The organism is Pantoea sp. Acro-807 (assembly GCF_011752675.1).
Taxonomy (GTDB): Bacteria; Pseudomonadota; Gammaproteobacteria; order Enterobacterales; family Enterobacteriaceae; genus Pantoea; species Pantoea eucrina.
Window position 1 is genome coordinate 1 of sequence record NZ_VWXE01000005.1, and the last position, 18,815, is coordinate 18,815.

The 18,815-nt window shown below is 57.0% G+C and carries 14 protein-coding genes, 1 rRNA gene and 1 riboswitch; of the genes, 8 read left to right on the forward strand and 7 right to left on the reverse strand.

Annotation, left to right across the window (positions count from 1 at the left end; translation table 11 throughout):
- The first annotated feature begins 6 nt into the window (after positions 1-6).
- From rrf to aceK, 5 genes are all read left to right on the forward strand, one after another.
- Positions 7-122, forward strand: a 5S ribosomal RNA gene (rrf, locus tag F3J39_RS12750).
- Positions 123-441: 319 nt separating this feature from the next.
- A complete protein-coding gene (metA, locus tag F3J39_RS12755; RefSeq protein WP_071668471.1) occupies positions 442-1,371 on the forward strand; it encodes a homoserine O-succinyltransferase in 930 nt (309 codons plus the stop codon).
- 260 nt (positions 1,372-1,631) lie between these two features.
- Positions 1,632-3,230, forward strand: coding sequence for a malate synthase A (gene aceB / locus F3J39_RS12760; RefSeq protein WP_104085635.1), 1,599 nt, complete (start codon positions 1,632-1,634; stop codon positions 3,228-3,230).
- Positions 3,231-3,246: 16 nt separating this feature from the next.
- Positions 3,247-4,548 (forward strand): isocitrate lyase, encoded by a 1,302-nt coding sequence (gene aceA, locus F3J39_RS12765; RefSeq protein ID WP_104085634.1) that lies wholly within the window; start codon positions 3,247-3,249, stop codon positions 4,546-4,548.
- A 67-nt stretch (positions 4,549-4,615) separates the two neighbouring features.
- Positions 4,616-6,352 carry a bifunctional isocitrate dehydrogenase kinase/phosphatase gene (gene aceK, locus F3J39_RS12770; RefSeq protein WP_166714287.1) on the forward strand — a complete coding sequence of 579 codons (1,737 nt, stop codon included), beginning with the start codon at positions 4,616-4,618 and terminating at the stop codon, positions 6,350-6,352.
- Here aceK and iclR read toward each other — a convergent pair.
- From iclR to pgi, 6 genes are all read right to left on the reverse strand, one after another.
- Entirely contained in the window at positions 6,349-7,182 is an 834-nt protein-coding gene (gene iclR, locus F3J39_RS12775) for a glyoxylate bypass operon transcriptional repressor IclR (protein ID WP_039381868.1), read from the reverse strand. The genes aceK and iclR overlap by 4 nt on opposite strands.
- 192 nt (positions 7,183-7,374) lie before the next feature.
- Positions 7,375-9,465: a YjbH domain-containing protein gene (locus tag F3J39_RS12780; protein WP_104085632.1), complete on the reverse strand. Its 2,091-nt coding sequence runs from the start codon at positions 9,463-9,465 to the stop codon at positions 7,375-7,377.
- A complete protein-coding gene (locus F3J39_RS12785; protein WP_039381872.1) occupies positions 9,465-10,202 on the reverse strand; it encodes a capsule biosynthesis GfcC family protein in 738 nt (245 codons plus the stop codon). Before F3J39_RS12785 ends, F3J39_RS12780 begins: the two co-directional genes overlap by 1 nt.
- Entirely contained in the window at positions 10,199-10,846 is a 648-nt protein-coding gene (locus F3J39_RS12790) for a YjbF family lipoprotein (RefSeq protein ID WP_166714288.1), read from the reverse strand. Before F3J39_RS12790 ends, F3J39_RS12785 begins: the two co-directional genes overlap by 4 nt.
- Positions 10,847-10,921: 75 nt before the next feature.
- Entirely contained in the window at positions 10,922-11,167 is a 246-nt protein-coding gene (gene yjbE / locus F3J39_RS12795; protein WP_166714289.1) for an exopolysaccharide production protein YjbE, read from the reverse strand.
- A 507-nt stretch (positions 11,168-11,674) separates the two neighbouring features.
- A complete protein-coding gene (gene pgi, locus F3J39_RS12800; RefSeq protein WP_065650404.1) occupies positions 11,675-13,321 on the reverse strand; it encodes a glucose-6-phosphate isomerase in 1,647 nt (548 codons plus the stop codon).
- 454 nt (positions 13,322-13,775) lie between these two features.
- A riboswitch (Lysine riboswitch) is annotated at positions 13,776-13,970 on the forward strand.
- Between the two features lie 112 nt (positions 13,971-14,082).
- Here pgi and lysC point away from each other — a divergent pair.
- Together lysC and panS are read left to right on the forward strand one after the other, a co-directional pair.
- On the forward strand, positions 14,083-15,438 hold the full coding sequence (gene lysC, locus F3J39_RS12805; protein ID WP_094112172.1) for a lysine-sensitive aspartokinase 3: 1,356 nt from the start codon (positions 14,083-14,085) through the stop codon (positions 15,436-15,438).
- Between the two features lie 296 nt (positions 15,439-15,734).
- Complete coding sequence (gene panS, locus F3J39_RS12810) at positions 15,735-16,655, forward strand: ketopantoate/pantoate/pantothenate transporter PanS (RefSeq protein ID WP_039381880.1); 921 nt, start codon at positions 15,735-15,737, stop codon at positions 16,653-16,655.
- Positions 16,656-16,701: 46 nt separating this feature from the next.
- Here the strand turns inward: panS and F3J39_RS12815 are convergent, their stop codons facing one another.
- Positions 16,702-17,295, reverse strand: a complete 594-nt coding sequence (locus tag F3J39_RS12815) for a YhgN family NAAT transporter (RefSeq protein ID WP_094112171.1) — start codon at positions 17,293-17,295, stop codon at positions 16,702-16,704.
- 220 nt (positions 17,296-17,515) lie between these two features.
- Between F3J39_RS12815 and asd the strand changes: the two genes are divergently transcribed.
- Complete coding sequence (asd, locus tag F3J39_RS12820) at positions 17,516-18,625, forward strand: aspartate-semialdehyde dehydrogenase (RefSeq protein WP_108570113.1); 1,110 nt, start codon at positions 17,516-17,518, stop codon at positions 18,623-18,625.
- Positions 18,626-18,815: the final 190 nt, after the last annotated feature.

Below are 18,815 nucleotides of genomic sequence, written 5' to 3' on the forward strand. Positions count from 1 at the left end.
AATTTGCCTGGCGGCCACAGCGCGGCGGTCCCACCTGACCCCATGCCGAACTCAGAAGTGAAACGCCGTAGCGCCGATGGTAGTGTGGGGTCTCCCCATGCGAGAGTAGGGAACTGCCAGGCATCCATCAAGTAAGAGAGCCCTGAACACGCGTTCAGGGCTTTTTTACGTCTGCAAAAAATAACTTTTACGTTCGCTCACGGGTATTGCTGAAGCATCAGCATGCTATGGGTACTTTTTTTACCTCAAAAAAGATCTTACCGTCTCGCTTTTAGTGCCGGCGCAATTTCCTTTCTTCTCTGTCGCTGTCGGTTATGCCACATTAAGCTGAAACATTTTCATAAATAGCATGAAGTCTCGACATTCCGCGTATGCCAGGCTAATCTCGGGCATCTGGATGTCTAAACGTTTATATGGTTATCAGCAAGAGGTGAGCAGGTTATGCCAATCAGGGTGCCCGACGAATTACCGGCAGTGAATTTCTTACGTGATGAAAATGTGTTTGTGATGACCTCATCGCGCGCCCGTGTTCAGGAGATCCGCCCGTTAAAAGTACTGATCCTTAACCTGATGCCAAAAAAGATCGAGACTGAAAATCAGTTTTTACGTCTGCTCTCTAACTCACCGCTGCAAATTGATGTGCAGCTATTGCGGATAGACAGCCGCGAATCGCGCAATACCCCCAGCGAACATCTGAATAACTTTTACTGCAATTTCGAAGAGATACAGCACGATAACTTCGATGGCCTGATTGTGACAGGTGCGCCGCTGGGTCTGGTTGACTTTAACGACGTCGCCTACTGGCCGCAGATCCAGCGCGTGCTGCACTGGGCAAACGAGCATGTCACCTCTACGCTGTTTGTCTGCTGGGCGGTACAGGCTGCGCTGAACATTCTGTATGGTATTCCCAAGCAGACGCGGCAAAACAAACTGTCAGGCGTCTATGAACATCAGATCCTGCATCCGCACGCTTTGCTGACGCGCGGCTTTGATGACAATTTTCTGGCGCCGCATTCGCGCTATGCGGATTTTCCCAGCCAGCTTATACGCGACTACACCGATCTCGAACTGTTTGCTGAATCTGAGGCAACCGGCGCCTATCTGATGGCGAGTAAAGACAAGCGGCTGGCCTTTGTAACCGGGCACCCGGAATATGACGCGCTGACCCTTGCAGGTGAATTTCACCGGGATAATGATGCGGGTCTGCAGCCGGAAGTGCCGTTTAACTATTTCCCGCAGAACAATCCGGCCCTGCCGCCACGTGCGACCTGGCGCAGCCACGGCAACCTGCTGTTCTCTAACTGGCTGAACTACTATGTTTACCAGATCACGCCGTTTGACCTGCGCCACATGAATCCGACTCTCGACTGATCTCTTTTTAGCTTCTCTCCACCGCGATCGCCTTCGAGCCATCGCGGTTTTTTTATGTCTTTTCCAAAGCAGAAACCATTGCCTTTATTTTGATACTTTAAATAACAGTATATACAGAGAGTTAATGATTATCTTTTCATAAAATGGAAATAGTTTTTGAAATAAAAACTAAAATGCATATGCTCTGATCCTGTCGGTTACAAAACATCCAGTATTCTGATCCCGGCAGTAAACCAGGATCGCTTCAGGAGAGAGCCAGCATGACAGACACGATTATTCACTCTACGCTGACCTTCACTCAGCCCTTCTCAGACGCGGAGCAGCAACTGCTGACGCCGGCGGCTATTGATTTTCTGCAGGCGCTGGTCGTGCGCTTTGCCCCGGAACGCGATCGACTGCTTAAAGCGCGGCAGCAGCGCCAGCGGGACTACGATCGCGGAGCGCTGCCTGACTTTAATGCGGAAACCACTTCCATTCGTGAAAATGAATGGCAGGTGCGCCCGCTGCCTGAGCTGCTGTGCGATCGCCGGGTCGAAATTACCGGGCCACCCGATCGCAAAATGACCATTAACGCGCTGAACGCCAACGTTAAGGTTTTTATGGCGGATTTCGAGGATTCGCTGGCTCCGTGCTGGAGCAAGCTGATGGACGGGCAGCAGGTGCTGCGTGAAGCGGTCGCCGGTACGCTGCGTTTTACCCGCGATGATGGCCGGATCTACCAGCTGCGTTCCGATCCTGCACTGCTGATGTGCCGGGTACGCGGATTACATCTGGCTGAAAAGCATGTGGAGTGGCGCGACAAAGCGATTCCGGCTGGCCTGTTTGATTTTGCTCTCTTTGTATTCCATAACGTGCGGGCGCTGCAGGAAAAAGGGCATGCACCGTGGTTTTATCTGCCTAAAACCGAGCACGCCAGTGAGGTAGCGTGGTGGCGTGAGATCTTCCGCTTCAGCGAAGATCGTTTTGATCTGCCGCGTGGCACGATCAAAGCCACGGTACTGATTGAAACGCTGCCCGCGGTGTTTCAGATGGATGAAATCCTGTGGGAGCTGCGCGACCACGCCGTAGCGCTTAACTGCGGCCGCTGGGATTACATCTTCAGCTACATCAAAACGCTGGGGCAGCACGGCGATCGCATTCTGCCCGATCGACAGCAGATCACCATGGATCAGCCATTTCTGGATACGTACTCCCGGCTGCTGATTAAAACCTGCCACCGGCGCGGCGTACTGGCAATGGGCGGCATGTCTGCACTCATCCCGGCGCAGGAAGAGACGCGCAATGCGTGGGTAAAAGAGAAAGTTGAGGAAGATAAAGCGCGCGAAGCGGGTAACGGCCATGACGGGACATGGGTTGCGCATCCTGGTCTGGCAGATATTGCCATGAAGGTGTTTGATCGCCAGCTGGGCGATCGCGCCAATCAGCTGCACGTGACGCGTAATACCGATTCGCCGGTAACGGCTGAGCGGCTGCTGCGTCCCTGCCGCGGTTTACGTACCGAAGCGGGCATGCGCGCAAACATCCGCGTTGCGCTGCAGTATCTGGAAGCGTGGATTAGCGGTAACGGCTGCGTGCCGATTGAGGGACTGATGGAAGATGCGGCAACGGCTGAAATCGCCCGCGCCTCTATCTGGCAGTGGATCCGTCACAAACAGATCCTGAGTGATGGCCAGCTGGTCACTGCTGCCCTGTTTGAGCAGTTTCTTGACGAAGAGCTGGCCGCGCTGCGTCAGCGCTACGGCGACGTACGTTTTCAGCAGGGACGCTTTGAAGATGCAGCCGCGCTGATGGCGCAAATCACCACGGATAACGAGCTGGTTCCATTTCTGACGCTGCCAGGCTATCGCCTGCTGCCCTGACCCCGGAGAGAGTGCTATGAATCGGACACAACAGATCACACAGCTGGAAATGAGCTGGCAGGATGCGCGCTGGAACGGTATCACGCGTCCCTATCGGGCAGAAGAGGTCATCAGCCTGCGCGGCTCGGTAACGCCCGCCTGCACGCTGGCAGAGCGGGGCGCCGTCAGGCTCTGGTCGCTGCTTAACGGCGGTGCGGCAAAAGGTTATATCAACAGTCTCGGCGCATTAACCGGCGGTCAGGCGCTGCAGCAGGCGAAAGCCGGTATCGAAGCTATTTATCTCTCTGGCTGGCAGGTGGCGGCGGATGCGAACCTCGCCGGGCAGATGTACCCCGATCAGTCGCTCTATCCGGTTAACTCTGTACCGGAGGTGGTGCAGCGGATTAATCAGAGCTTTCAGCGCGCCGATCAGATCCAGTGGGCCAGCGGCCTGTCGCCGGAAGATGACGCGTATGTCGACTATTTTCTGCCGATAGTGGCCGATGCGGAGGCGGGCTTTGGCGGCGTACTGAACGCTTTTGAGCTGATGAAATCGATGATTGTGGCCGGGGCTGGCGCCGTGCATTTTGAAGATCAGCTGGCGGCGGTAAAAAAATGCGGCCATATGGGCGGTAAGGTGCTGGTGCCAACGCAGGACGCGATTCAGAAACTGGTAGCTGCACGCCTTGCGGCTGATGTCATGAATGTGCCAACCGTGCTGATTGCGCGCACCGATGCGGATGCCGCTGACTTAATTACTTCTGACTGCGATCCGAACGACAGCGCGTTTATCACCGGTGAACGTACGCCGGAGGGGTTTTATCGCACCCGTGCCGGGATCGAGCAGGCGATCAGCCGCGGTCTTGCCTATGCGCCCTATGCCGATGTTTTATGGTGTGAAACCTCCACGCCCGATCTGGCGCTGGCGCAGCGCTTTGCTGACGCGATACACGCGCGCTATCCCGGCAAACTGCTGGCTTATAACTGCTCACCCTCATTTAACTGGAAGAAAAACCTCGACGATCGCACCATCGCACGCTTTCAGCAGGCGCTGAGCGACATGGGCTATCGCTTTCAGTTTATTACGCTGGCCGGGATCCACAGCATGTGGTTCAGCATGTTTGACCTGGCGCACGCGTACGCGCAGGGCGAGGGGATGCGCCACTACGTTGAAAAAGTGCAGCAGCCGGAATTTGCGGCGCGCGACAAAGGCTACACCTTTTCATCGCATCAGCAGGAAGTGGGCACCGGTTACTTTGATCGCATCACCACGGTGATTCAGGGCGGCGCATCTTCTGTGACGGCCCTGACCGGCTCAACGGAAACCGCGCAGTTCTGATCGGATCGGCAAGAGAGGCGCCGCTGCTGTGCAGCGGCTCGTGGCCACCGCGTACCGGAGATAACTGATGTCACCCGGAGAATCCCTTATTGCCCATACCATTCTGCAGGGCTTTGACGCGCAGTACGGTCGTTTTCTCGATATCACCGCCGGTGCGCAGCAGCGGTTTGAGCAGGCGGACTGGCCGGCGGCGCAGCGCGCCATGAAGGAGCGCATACATCTGTATGATCATCATGTCACCCTGGTAGTCAGTCAGTTGCGCGTGCTGAACGGGCAGGCGGAGTGGGATACCGCCTTCTGGCTGCGGGTAAAGGCGCACTATGAGATGCTGCTGCCGGGCTATCCGCGCCATGAAATTGCAGAGAGCTTTTTTAACTCCGTTTACTGCCGGCTGCAGGGGCACAGCCATCTGTTTCCGGAGCGGCTGTTTATTCACTCCTCGCAGCCGGGTTTGCAACAACCGGAAGCGCAGCGTCCACTGTCGCGTCGCTATGCTCCCCGGCCGGACTGGCAGAGTGCGCTGCGGCAGCTGCTGTCCGATCTTCCCCTGCGGCTGACGTGGCAGGATCGGGCACGCGATATCCGCTGGATTGAGCGGCATCTGAAGGAGCAGTTCAGCGCGGCGCAGCTGGCCGGTGCCGTGCTGGAGGTCGCCAGCGAACTTTTCTATCGTAACAAAACCGCGTGGATTGTCGCGCGGCTGCAGTTCCGCAGCGGTGAGATCCTGCCCTGTCTGCTGCCGATCCAGCGCGACAGCGATGGGCAGCTGTGGATCGATACCTGCCTGACGGATCGCGATGAGGCGAGCATCGTATTTGGCTTCGCCCGCGCCAGCTTCATGGTTTACGCCCCGGTGCCTGCGGCGCTGGTGGCGTGGCTGCAGCCGCTGCTGCCAGGCAAAACCCTCGCCGAGCGCTATATCGCCATTGGCTGCCAGAAACACGGTAAAACCGAGAGCTACCGCGAATATCTGCACTATCTGGCACACCATGATGACGCATTTGCGCCTGCGCCTGGCGTGCGCGGCATGGTGATGCTGGTGTTTACTCTGCCGGGCTACGATCGGGTATTCAAGGTCATTAAAGACCGTTTCGCGCCGCAAAAGGAGGTAACGGAAGCGCAGGTGCACGACTGCTACCGGCTGGTCAAAGAGCACGATCGCGTCGGACGCATGGCGGATACGCAGGAGTTTCGCTATTTTGCCCTGCCGCGCGCGCGGATCCCGGACGCGCTGATGGCGGAGTTCATGCGCGATATACCGGAAAAGATCACGCTGCGCGATGAGAACGTTATCATTCGTCATCTCTGGCTGGAGCGTCGCATGGAGCCGCTTAACCTCTGGCTGCAGCACGCCAGCGAGGCGCAGCGTCGGCATGCGCTGGAGGAGTATGGCAATGCCATCTGTCAGCTGGCGGCGGCTAACATTTTTCCCGGCGATATGCTGTTTAAAAATTTCGGTATGACGCGCCACGGGCGCGTGGTGTTTTATGACTACGATGAAATCCGCCTGATGACTGAGCTGATATTCCGTGACGTTCCGCCCGCGCGTTATGAAGAGCAGGAGCTGCAGGCAGAGCCCTGGTACAGCGTCGGGCCCGATGACATATTTCCGGAGACGTTCCGTTACGCGCTCTGCAGCGAACCCGCGACCGGCAGGCTGCTGCAGACGCTGCATCCGCAGCTGTTTGACCCCGGCTGGTGGCGATCGCTGCAGGCGCAGATCCGCAATGGCCATGTTGAAGAGGCGATGGCGTGGCGTAACGCCCGGCGCTTCAGCGTGCGCTACGCCACAGTAGCAGTTTAACGCCCGGCGTACGCCTGCGTGACCGTTCGGGCGGCGCGGATCACCAGCGCACCCAGCTCGGTAATACGATCGTCCGTCATACGGGCCAGCGGGCCTGAAATAGAGATCGCAGCAAACGCGTCGCCGTGCTCGTCATAAATAGGTGCCGCTACGCAGCGCAGCCCCAGCGCATGCTCCTCATCATCATGCGAGAAGCCCATTTTGCGGATCAGCGCCAGATTCTCTTTCAGCGTATGCGGCGACATCAGCGTTTTAGGCGTATAGCCGTGCAGGCCTTTCTGATGCAGCAGTGCAGTTACCTGATCGTCATTCAGATGGGCCAGAAAAGCTTTCCCGGCGCCGGAAGCGTGCATCGGCAGCTTGCCGCCAATCGGGGCTGACATACGCATCAGCTGCGTGCACTGCACCTGATCAACAATCACCGCCTGATAATCACTCAGGTCCAGCACCGCCAGATTCACCGTCTCGCCAGCTTCCTCCATCAGTCGCCGTAACACCGGATGCACAATGGCCAGCAGATTGCGGCTCTGCAGAAAACTGCTGCCCACCACAAAGGCGTGGGCGCCAATCGTCCAGTAGCCCAGATCGCCCACCTGATGCACAAAGCCCTGCTGCTGCATCGTGGAGAGCAGACGATGCGTGGTTGAATTTGGCAGGCCCGCCTGCTGCGCCAGCTCGGTCAGCGCCACGCTGCCGTGCGCGTCGGCAATTAGCTCCAGCAGACGCAGGCCGCGCGTCAGCGACTGAACCTGACCGCCAGCCGGCGGCGTAGCCGCAGGGGAGGTAACGCGAGGTTTTTTTCCGCGTTTAGCCGGTACCGGGGTAGCCATAGTTGCTCCATTTCAGCGTTGTACGTGGAAACCATTTTCGTTTTAACCATTATGGAGGCAAATGCAGTTGTGCTGGTCGGATCTGTGAGCAATGAGGAAAGAAAGCGTGCGGAGTCTGACTGATGCCAGGGGAAAGAGGGGTGGAGAGCATCAGCACAGATAGAGTGCGCGGGTGTTACCCCGCGCCCGATCTTAATTAAACCGCGCGTCGCGATCGGCGGTCAGATCGTAAAGCTGATATTTACGACTCAGCATCTGGCCACCATCACGCGTCAGCGGCACCCAGTTCACCTGTGCACGGCCGCGCGTTGGCGTGACGGTAAACAGATCCATCGGAACCGAAATATAGAAGCCTTTGGTAAAGTCGCCTTCGCCATACGCTTCAGATGAAACGTTGGTTTTGGTGGCGTAGAAGCCCACGGTGACACCGCTGTCGTAGCGTTTGGAGATATCCAGCGTGGCGCCTTTATCCTTCGCCAGGTATTGCCCCACGCTCGCTTTCACCAGCACATCCTGCATAAACCACGGGCGCCAGTAGGCGGTCAGATGACCGGTTGGCGCTTTGTAGTCGCGGAACTGCATCATGTTGTCCCAGTCGCGTTGTTTGACATAGTTGGCATCAACGCCCACCGCCCAGTTGCTGTCTACCGGGCGGTAGAGCACTTCAGCACCGGCGCCGCCATACATGGTCTCCAGATAGCCGCCATAAACCTGACCATACAGGTTATTACCGAGGTAATGCATATAGTTGGCCTGCAGATCGTTTACGTAGACATTGTTTTTCACATAGTCGCGGATATGGGTACGCACGCGCGGCAGCGTGGAGTCAGAGGGCGCGCCGTTATAATTGAAGCGGTCATAGTTGTTCACGATATTGCCAAACAGGCTGCCGCCCACCAGCAGGTGATCGGTCAGCCAGTAATCCGCGTTTGCCATCGCGCCAACCTGATACATATAGAAGCTTTCCGGCCCGCCAACTGACTGGTTGAGCACCGGTGACAGGCTGTAATTCAGGCGATCTTTACGCATAAACAGGCCCTGCTCGGTTGCGCCCGGATCGACCGGATTAACGCGCGACTGCTGCAGCGGCTGCTCATGCCCCAGCGGATAGCCGCTGAGCGTATTATGCAGGCTGGCAACCTGCGTGCGCGTCGTCACCTGCGGCATATTAAAGCGCGACTCCGTGACGGCAATCGTGTCAATGCCGGCCGGCAGGTGATTCATCATAATACGATTGGCGCGATCAACGCCTTCGCGCGTATCGCGATATTTGATCTGCTCACCGCTGACGTAAAGGGTAGCGCCTTTGGTCTGAATGCGCGGGCCATTGAATCCGGCGTCATACTTCAGTGCGCTGAGCTGGCTGGCGACCACGGCAGAATCCAGCAGATCGCCCTGCGGATGCGGGTCGTAAGCAGGCTTCGGCGTATCGATATGCGTCTGGCGCAGATCGTTGAAGTTGGTGCGAATGGTGACGCCAAACATAAAGGTGTTGCCGCGCTCATAGCTGGCATTGATATCTGCCCAGTCAGTAAGGCGATAAATCGCACCGGCGTTGACTTTGCTGCGCTGCTCCAGCCGTCCGGCAAAGTCATCCTGATAATCGTTGCCCTCATACTCCAGCTTAAGGCGCAGCGGCTGCCACGGCGTCTGATACTCCACGCCGCCAAACAGGGCAGCAGGGCCATGAAACAGCTGTGAGCCATTGACTGAACCGGCCGTGCCGCCACCGGTGCGGCTGCAATAGCTGTCGCTGTAAGAGCAAAACGGGTTTTTCACGGTGCCGCTGTTGCCGAGATAGCCCCAGCCAAGGCCCAGCGTAAAATCGAATGGCCCCCAGGCTTTAGACGCCACCAGATATTCGCTGTCAAACAGCCCGGTGCCGCCGAGGTCGCGTGAACCCACCGCCACCTCCGGCAGCCAGTAGCTCTCCTGCCAGAGGCGCAGTTTCAGATCGAACGCTTTATCTTTATAACTCTGGTTGCCGCTGAAATCTTCCACGCCGCTGTAGCGACGGGTCCGCACATCGGTATAGCGTACGGTGGTTTCCAGCCACGACAGAAGCTGAAGCGAGGCGGAGTAGTAGCGATACTGATCGTTATCCCGCGCGTTAAGGCTGAATTCACCCTCTTTCGCCATGCGGGCGGTAGGCGTCTGCAGCAGGCCGACGCCGCCAAAATCGGATTGTGAAGGACCCACCGGCTGCGGCCAGGTTTCAGCCTGCACCTGGCAGGCGGCAGAGACAGATGCAGCCAGCAGGCTGAGCAGTAGTTGTTTTTTCATTATTGCGGGATCCGGTGAGTCAGAACAGAAATCAGACGCGTATTTAAATCTGCCTGGCCCCACGGCAGGCTCCATGAGGTAAAGCCGAGCCAGATAATGCTGCCGGGTTCAACTTCAGCATGACGCTGATTCCAGTAGGCGACCGGAACCTGACGGACCTCGCCAGATGGCGCAATAACGGTGGCCACGCTGCGATCGCCGCCGGTCAGGCGTTCGTGTGCGGCGAGATAGTCGCGTACGCTGCGTCCGGGCTGCCAGCTCTCTGCGCCAGGCCGGGCGAGGGCGCCCATAATCAGTACCTGGTGCGGTTCCGGCAGGGTATAGAGGTCATAACTGCCCTGCAGCGCACGATCCGCTTCCGGATGCAGCCGCAGCCAGTCGATATCCAGCGAGGTAAACTGCCGGCCGGTAACCGGCAGCGCGTTGAGCTGCCGGATCACTGCACCGATGGTTGCGCCGAGTGCGGCATCGCTGCTGCCCTGCCAGGCGCGCAGATCGGTCAGCAGCTGGTGGCGCTGTTGCTGTACGGCAGCGGTAGCACCGCGCTCTGCTATGACGGTGCCGGGCCACCAGGTATTGAGGCCGGGATGCGTCAGCAGCTGGCTCAGACGCTGAACGTCATCAATCTGCATGCTGCTATCGCCTGTCGCAGCGTGCACGGTAATCTGGCCTGCGGCCAGCGCGTTGCCTGCCGCAGGCAGAGCCAGTGCAGCCAGCAGAGTAATTATTTTTTTCATGATTTAGCCGGCTTCAGAAGGGTGGTTACAACAGGAAACTGGTCAGCGGCAAGCATCTGCTGCGTCTGCAGCACCGTGCCGTCGCGGTTGTCGATCCAGAACGTGTTCTGCCAGGTGCGGTTCAGGCTCGCCATCGACACATTTTCCTGCCAGACGCGGCACGGTATCGCTTCTCCCGCCAGCGTCAGCACTTCATCGGTGCCGCGCTCAAACTGCGAGACCGCCGTTGCGGCGCGTACCCGATCCTGTTCACGCCACTGCACGACGCGTGTCCAGCTGGCACCGTTCTGCAGATGCAGCGCATCAGCCAGCGGATCCCCGGCGAGGTTGCTGACCGCCTGCAGGTTGTCGCGCAGTCCCAGCGTTTTCACCATGCGGCCATGCTGCATCACCAGCATGGCTTTGTCCTGAGTCACCCACTTTTGCTGACCCGCTTCAAGGTAGCCGAGTACCACAAAGATACGTGCGCCATTGTCGATGCGGGCGTACATACTGGCGTAAGGGAGTTTCTGAATCTGTTCGGCACTGACCGTGACGTCGTCGGGACCATTGACGGCAAGCATGACGGTCTGCTCAAGACCTTTTTGCGTCTGTGTGCAGGCCTGCAGCAACAGACAAAGCAGCAGCAAAGAGAGTTGGCGCACTGTGTGTATCCCTGTCTAAAAAACAAAAGCAAAAAATAACCACACGGCGGTGTGGTCAGGAGTCAAAGCGTATTATCAGCGGGTCGTGCCCGTTGTGGTTGTTGTTGTACCGGTATTTGCGCCATCACCGCCGCCAGCAGCGGCAAGGCCGAGACCTACCAGCGCGCCGAGCGCGCCAATCCCCACCGCGGTCGATGCGCCAGAGGAGATCGCGCCCGCCTGTGCGCCGGCTGCTGCGCCGGTCTCTTCCGGTACGGCGTGGGCGGCAGAAGCGACCGCGAGATATAACAAGGCTGCACCGGCAGCCACGAGTTTTTTCATAACAGCGTTTCCTGCATTTAGAAAAAAAATGAATGAAGGAGCTATCCTGGTTTCAGGCGCATTTACGTCAGAGCAATAAAATATCAGCCTGTAGCAGGCTAAAAAGCGCGCCCGTATCCGGCTGCTGTGGTATTGCAGTCAGAAAAAACCGGCGTGAATAGCTTTTTTCCGTGGCCCGTTTGCTACTGCCTGAAGCGTAAATATGACGACATTATATACGGCAGGATTTTACACTTTTTTAGTAAAATTTGGCACGGAATAGGAATTATCGGATTTTCCTGATGGGTTGTAAATTTAAATCCGCGTGGATTCAGGGGGGCTGAGCGCCTGTTGCACGCAATCAGATCCGGTAAAATCTGTGATTTTTGCAGAGGCTTAGCGCAACATCAGATTTTCTGTAGCCAGCCGAAGGGATATTTCATCAGCAATGAATGGCCGTATTAAAACCGGCAAATAAGCGGAATAAAAAAAGGCGGCCAGCGGCCGCCCTGATGATCCTGATGCAAATTAACGCCAGGATTTGTAGCGATTGATCAATCCATTGGTCGAGCTGTCGTGACTGGCAATATCTGCGTCATTTTCCAGCTCAGGCAAAATACGATTTGCCAGCTGTTTGCCCAGTTCCACGCCCCACTGATCGAACGTGTAAATATTCAGAATGGCACCCTGCGTGAAAATCTTATGTTCATACAGCGCAATCAGCGCACCCAGGCTGTAAGGGGTAATTTCGCGCAGCAGAATGGAGTTAGTCGGACGGTTACCTTCAAACACTTTAAACGGCACAACGTGCGCCACGGACTCCGCCGATTTGCCGGCATCCGTAAACTCTTTCTCTACCGTATCGCGTGACTTACCAAACGCCAGCGCCTCGGTCTGAGCAAAAAAGTTCGACAGCAGCTTCTGGTGGTGATCGGCCAGCGCGTTATGGGTAATGGCCGGTGCAATAAAGTCGCACGGCACCAGCTTGGTTCCCTGATGGATCAGCTGATAAAACGCATGCTGACCATTGGTGCCAGGCTCGCCCCAGATAATCGGGCCGGTCTGATAGTCGACCGGATTGCCTTCACGATCGACATACTTGCCGTTCGATTCCATGTTGCCCTGCTGGAAATAGGCAGCAAAGCGATGCATATACTGGTCGTAAGGCAGGATCGCTTCGGTTTCGGCACCAAAAAAGTTGTTGTACCAGATACCGATCAGCGCCAGCAGCACCGGCAGGTTCTGCTCCGCCGGAGCGGTGGCAAAATGCTGATCCATCGCGTGTGCGCCGCTGAGCAGCTGCGTGAAGTTGTCAAAGCCGATGGAGAGAATAATAGAGAGGCCGATGGCCGACCAGAGCGAGTAGCGCCCGCCAACCCAGTCCCAGAACTCAAACATGTTGCTGGTATCAATACCAAACTCGCTGACCGCTTTGCCGTTAGTAGAGAGCGCGGCAAAATGTTTTGCCACGTGCTGCTGATCGCCCGCCGTTTTCAGGAACCAGTCGCGTGCGCTGTGCGCATTGGTCATGGTTTCCTGCGTGGTGAAGGTTTTTGAGGCCACCAGGAACAGCGTGGTTTCCGGGTTCAGATCTTTCAGCGTCTCAGCAATATGCGTGCCGTCAACGTTGGAGACAAAGTGCATATTCAGATGGTTTTTATAAGGGCGCAGCGCCTCAGTCACCATAAACGGACCGAGATCGGAGCCGCCAATGCCGATGTTGACCACATCGGTAATAGGCTTACCGGTGTATCCCTTCCATTCGCCGCTGATGATACGCTCAGAGAAGCCTTTCATCTTGTCCAGCACGGCGTTGACTTCCGGCATCACATCTTTGCCATCAACCAGAATCGGCGTATTGCTGCGGTTGCGCAGCGCCACGTGCAGCACGGCGCGCTCTTCCGTACGGTTGATCTTCTCGCCGGAGAACATCGATTTAATGGCGCCCGCCAGGTCAGTCTCTTTAGCCAGCGCCTGTAATTTTGTGAGGGTTTCCTCAGTGATACGGTTTTTTGAGAAATCCACCAGCATCTGGTCATCGAAAGTAGCGGAGAATTTCGCAAAACGATCGGCATCCTGCTGAAAAAGATCGGCGATCTGCACTGATTTCATCTGTTCAAAATGCTGCTGCAGCGCTTGCCACGCTGCGGTTTGTGTCGGATTGATATTTTTCATGGCAACACTCTTGTTGATATAAGAACCGTCATTTCATCCGGGCGCGTTCCGCTGGCCCGGCATGCTTAGTTTCTCTTACGGCGCGCTGCTGATACCCCGGTGTGCGCCTGTTTATCAGGGGCATAACCGCGTCGGGTACAGTCGAACAGGCATCGCGCAAACGCATTTCAGTATGACCATAGTTGCAGGCGAAAGGAAAAATTTTGTGACCCTGGCCGCACGGTTTCAGTGAAATCCAGGCGCCAGTATGCCGCATGCGGAAAAGATAAATTCTGCGGCGCGTCAGTAAAAAGCCGCGTAAGCGGGCGCTTTTGTATCAGGGATCCCGCATCGGGCGCGGCGCGTATTTACAGCGGGGCTGCACGCGTTAAAAAATCATTTCTCCGGGTGCCACAAGGCTGGACAGCAGCACAATTTGTCGATAATTTATGCCCGCGACTTGCACCTCCGGGTGCAAGCCAGAAGAGGCGCGTCGCCCAGGCAGTGTGTTTGAGGATCCGTATCCGGCGAAAACACATCAGGGGGTGCGACGCCGAGATGGCATAACACGCGGAGTGTTGTGCTGTCGGCTGCAGGGGCTGAATCCTCTGGGTTGTCACCAGAAGCGTCCGCAGTCGGACGTTTCGCAAGGTGAAGTGCTTTTGGTGACTCATCTCCTGATCTTGTCTGTCCAATTCCGCTCTTCTCTTGTGCCAAGGCTGTTATCCCTGTCTTCTGAACCGAATTCCCGGCGGAAGATAACCTGACACGAGGTTTGTTACATGTCTCAACCGTTGATTGTGGCAAAATTTGGTGGCACCAGCGTTGCCGATTTCGATGCCATGAACCGCAGCGCAGACGTTGTGCTGTCCGATGCCCACACCCGTCTGGTCGTTCTCTCTGCGTCTGCTGGCGTGACGAATCTGCTGGTCGCGCTGGCCGAGGGCCAGGATCAGGCAGAGCGTACCCAGATGCTGGATGAAATTCGCCGTATCCAGTACGCCATTATCGATCGCCTTGCTGCGCCGGATGTAATCCGTGAAGAAATTGACCGCGTGCTGGAAAACATCACCATGCTGTCAGATACCACGGCGCTGGCCAATTCTCTGGCTCTTACCGATGAGCTGGTTAGCCACGGCGAACTGATGTCAACGCTGCTGTTTGTCGAGATCCTGCGCGAGCGCGGTGTCAATGCCGAGTGGTTTGACGTTCGCAAAGTGATGCGCACCAGCGATCGTTTTGGCCGGGCCGAGCCGCAGGTGGCTGAGCTGCAGACGCTGGCAGCGGCGCAGCTGCAGCCGCGCATTGCGGAGGCGCTGGTGGTTACCCAGGGCTTTATCGGCAGCGAGAGCAAAGGGCGCACCACCACGCTGGGCCGCGGCGGCAGCGATTATACTGCTGCGCTGCTGGGCGAGGCGCTGCAGGCTGAGCGCATCGATATCTGGACCGACGTGGCAGGTATCTATACTACCGATCCGCGCGTGGTGCCGGCTGCGCGCCGTATCGAAGAGATCACCTTCGAAGAGGCGGCAGAAATGGCAATTTTTGGCGCGAAAGTGCTCCATCCCGCCACGTTGCTGCCGGCGGTACGCAGCGATATCCCGGTGTTTGTTGGCTCCAGTAAAGATCCGGCCGCCGGCGGCACGCGCGTCTGCAATGAAACGCGTAATCCGCCGCTTTTCCGCGCGCTGGCACTGCGTCGCAAGCAGACGCTGCTGACGCTGCACAGCCTGAACATGCTGCACGCGCACGGTTTTCTGGCTGAGGTGTTTGCGATTCTGGCGCGCCATAATGTTTCTGTGGATCTGGTCACCACCTCTGAAGTCAGCGTGGCGCTGACGCTGGATAACACCGGCTCCACCAGCAGCGTGGATAGCCTGCTGACGCAGGCGCTGCTTACCGAGCTCTCTTCGCTGTGCCGCGTGGAAGTTGAAGAGAATCTGGCGCTGGTCGCTATTATCGGTAACAACCTGTCGAAAGCCTGCGGCGTGGGCAAAGAGGTCTTTGGTGCGCTGGAGCCGTTTAATCTGCGCATGATTTGCTACGGTGCCAGCAGCTACAACCTCTGTTTCCTGGTGCCGACGCCAGATGCGGAAGCAGTGGTGCGCGCGCTGCATCACAACCTGTTTGGTGCCTGATAACCCCCTTTATGATGCTGATTAGCCGGACGCTGTCCGGCTTTTTTTCCGGCTAACCCCGCCATATCTGCTGGCGTTTGCCGCAAAGCGCAGTGTTATTTCCCGCTTCAGGGCGCAATACGCAGCAGCTGATAGGCAATTGCCGCCGGCACCGTCGTCGGCGATAACGAAATGTTATGATCCCTTCCGATTGCAGCGGTCGTTCCCCGTGCGATCTTTCACCTGTGGCACATTATCTAAAACCTCTCCGGCTCGTTTTTGTAGCGGACAAAGGTCTCTGAAAAAGGAAGTGTTTCATGCTCGCCAGTCTCACCCGCCTGTTTCCACTCTGGGCTGTACTGCTCTCAGTCGCCGCCTATTACTCGCCATCCACCTTTACCGGTATCGGTCCGTGGGTCTCTTATCTGCTGATGCTGATCATGTTTGGCATGGGCGTTACGCTAAATATTGACGATTTTAAACGCGTGCTGGTGCGTCCGGCTCCGGTGATTGCCGGCACCTTTCTGCACTATCTGGTGATGCCGCTGGCCGCATGGGCGCTGGCAAAGCTGTTTCAGATGCCGCCCGATCTGGCTGCCGGCATGATTCTGGTCGGCAGCGTCGCCAGCGGAACCGCGTCAAACGTAATGATTTACCTGGCGAAGGGCGATGTGGCGCTCTCGGTGACGATCTCTTCCGTCTCTGCGCTGGTGGGCGTATTTGCCACTCCGCTGCTGACCCGTTTTTACGTTGATACGCATATTCAGGTCGACGTGGTGGGGATGCTGCTGAGCATCGTGAAAATTGTGGTGATCCCGATTTCACTCGGGCTGATTATTCATCACACCATGAACAGCGTGGTGCGCCGCGTTGAACCCTGGCTGCCGGCGTTTTCCATGCTCTGCATTTTGCTGATTATCAGCGCGGTGGTGGCGGGTAGCCAGAGCTTTATCGGATCGGTGGGCCTGATGGTTATTCTGGCGGTGATCCTGCATAACGCCATTGGTCTGCTCGGCGGCTACTGGGGCGGCAAGCTGTTTGGCTTTGATGAGTCGACCTGCCGCACGCTGGCGCTGGAGGTGGGGATGCAGAATTCGGGGCTGGCGGCTACGCTCGGCAAACTCTATTTCTCACCGCTTGCTGCCCTGCCGGGTGCACTCTTCTCGGTCTGGCACAACCTCTCCGGCTCACTGCTGGCAGGCTACTGGTCTGGCAAACCCATAAAGAAAAAATCCTGAATGGTTGATGCGGGCGATGCCAGTCGCCCGCAGCCATAGCATGCGGTTATAACTTCAGATACGCCCGGATCCCATCCAGAAACATCTGCGTCGCCAGCATAATCAGGATCAGTCCCATCAGCCGCTCCAGCGCGTTAACGCCTTTGTCGCCCAGCAGGCGCAGAAACACTCCCGACAGCAGCAGAATGATAACCGTAGCACCCCAGGCGATCAGCAGCGCGCCGACCAGATGGCTCATCTGATGCGGGTACTGGTGCGACAGCAGCATCAGCGTGGCCAGCAGTGAGGGGCCGGCGACCAGCGGGATGGCCAGCGGCACGAGAAACGGCTCCTCGCCAGCCGGCAGGCCGCTGCTGCCGGTGTCGCCGGAGGGAAAAATCATGCGAATCGCGATCAGGAACAGAATAATGCCGCCGGAAATAGAGACCGTTTCGGTGCGCAGGTTCAGGAACATCAGAATGCGTTCACCGGCAAACAGAAACAGCAGCATCAGACCGAGCGCAATCAGCATTTCGCGCATCAGCACCACGCGACGGCGTCTGGGTTCCAGATGTTTCAGCACCGACATAAAAATAGGCAGGTTGCCGAGAGGATCCATGATCAGCAGCAGCAGCACGGTCGCAGATATCATTTCAGTCATGGGCGGTAAACCACTCCTTTCTGTTGGTGTTCACTATTATTAGCTCTGTTGCTGAAAAAACAGGTGTAATCGAATTAATTCACTTGCCAGAAGTGCAGCATTTTGTAGAGTTGAAGGTCGCAGGTAAACCTGAATATTACGCAGGCTCGCGCATCTTTAGCGCCGGGTCTGATACATGCACTATACAGGCCTCGGCCCGAGCTCCTGAGACGGACAGAAAATGAAGAATGTAGGTTTTATTGGTTGGCGTGGCATGGTCGGCTCTGTGCTGATGTCACGAATGAGCGAAGAACGCGATTTTGACGTGATCAATCCGGTGTTCTTCTCTACGTCGCAGCTGGGTCAGGCTGCGCCCGCGTTTGGCGGTAAGTCAACCGGCGCGCTGCAGGATGCGTTTGATATTGACGCGCTGAAAGCGCTCGACATCATTATTACCTGCCAGGGCGGCGACTATACCAGTGAAGTCTATCCAAAGCTGCGCGAGAGCGGCTGGCAGGGCTACTGGATTGATGCAGCTTCTACGCTGCGCATGAAAGATGACGCCATCATTATTCTCGATCCGGTCAACAATCAGGTGATTCGCGACGGCCTGAACAACGGCATCAAAACCTTTGTCGGTGGCAACTGCACCGTCAGCCTGATGCTGATGTCGCTGGGCGGCCTGTTTGCAAACGATCTGGTAGAGTGGGCCTCGGTGGCGACTTACCAGGCGGCGTCCGGCGGCGGCGCGCGTCATATGCGCGAACTGCTGACGCAGATGGGTATGCTGCATGACCATGTTGCTCCGGCGCTGCAGGATCCCGCTTCCGCTATTCTGGAGATTGAGCGCAGCGTGACTGATTTTACCCGTTCCGGCACGCTGCCGACGGATAACTTTGGTGTGCCACTGGCGGGCAGCCTGATTCCCTGGATCGACAAGCAGCTCGACAATGGCCAGAGCCGCGAAGAGTGGAAAGGGCAGGCGGAGACCAACAAGATCCTCAATACCGGCAACATCATTCCGGTTGACGGCCTCTGCGTGCGCGTCGGCGCGCTGCGCTGCCACAGCCAGGCGTTTACGCTGAAGCTGAAAAAAGATCTGCCGCTGGCAGAGATTGAGCAGCTGCTTGCAGCGCATAACGAATGGGTAAAAGTGGTGCCAAACGATCGCGAGATCACGATGCGCGAGCTGACGCCCGCTGCGGTTACCGGTCGCCTGACCACGCCGGTTGGCCGCCTGCGCAAACTCAACATGGGACCGGAGTATCTTTCCGCTTTCACCGTTGGCGATCAGCTGCTGTGGGGTGCCGCAGAACCGCTGCGTCGCATGCTGCGTCTGCTTATCGACTAAGCGCAGCGACATCAGACAGGCCGGGGTTTCCCGGCTTTTTTTTAATCAGCTGACGGGCAAAACCTAAGGCAAATTGCCGCCAGCGAGTGATCGGCTTCCCTTTTTTGTTTTTCCGATAACAATTTTTCACGTTCCTCCCTGGCTTCTGCCAACCCCAAGCTATGATTTAACTGAGAAGTACCGATTGTTA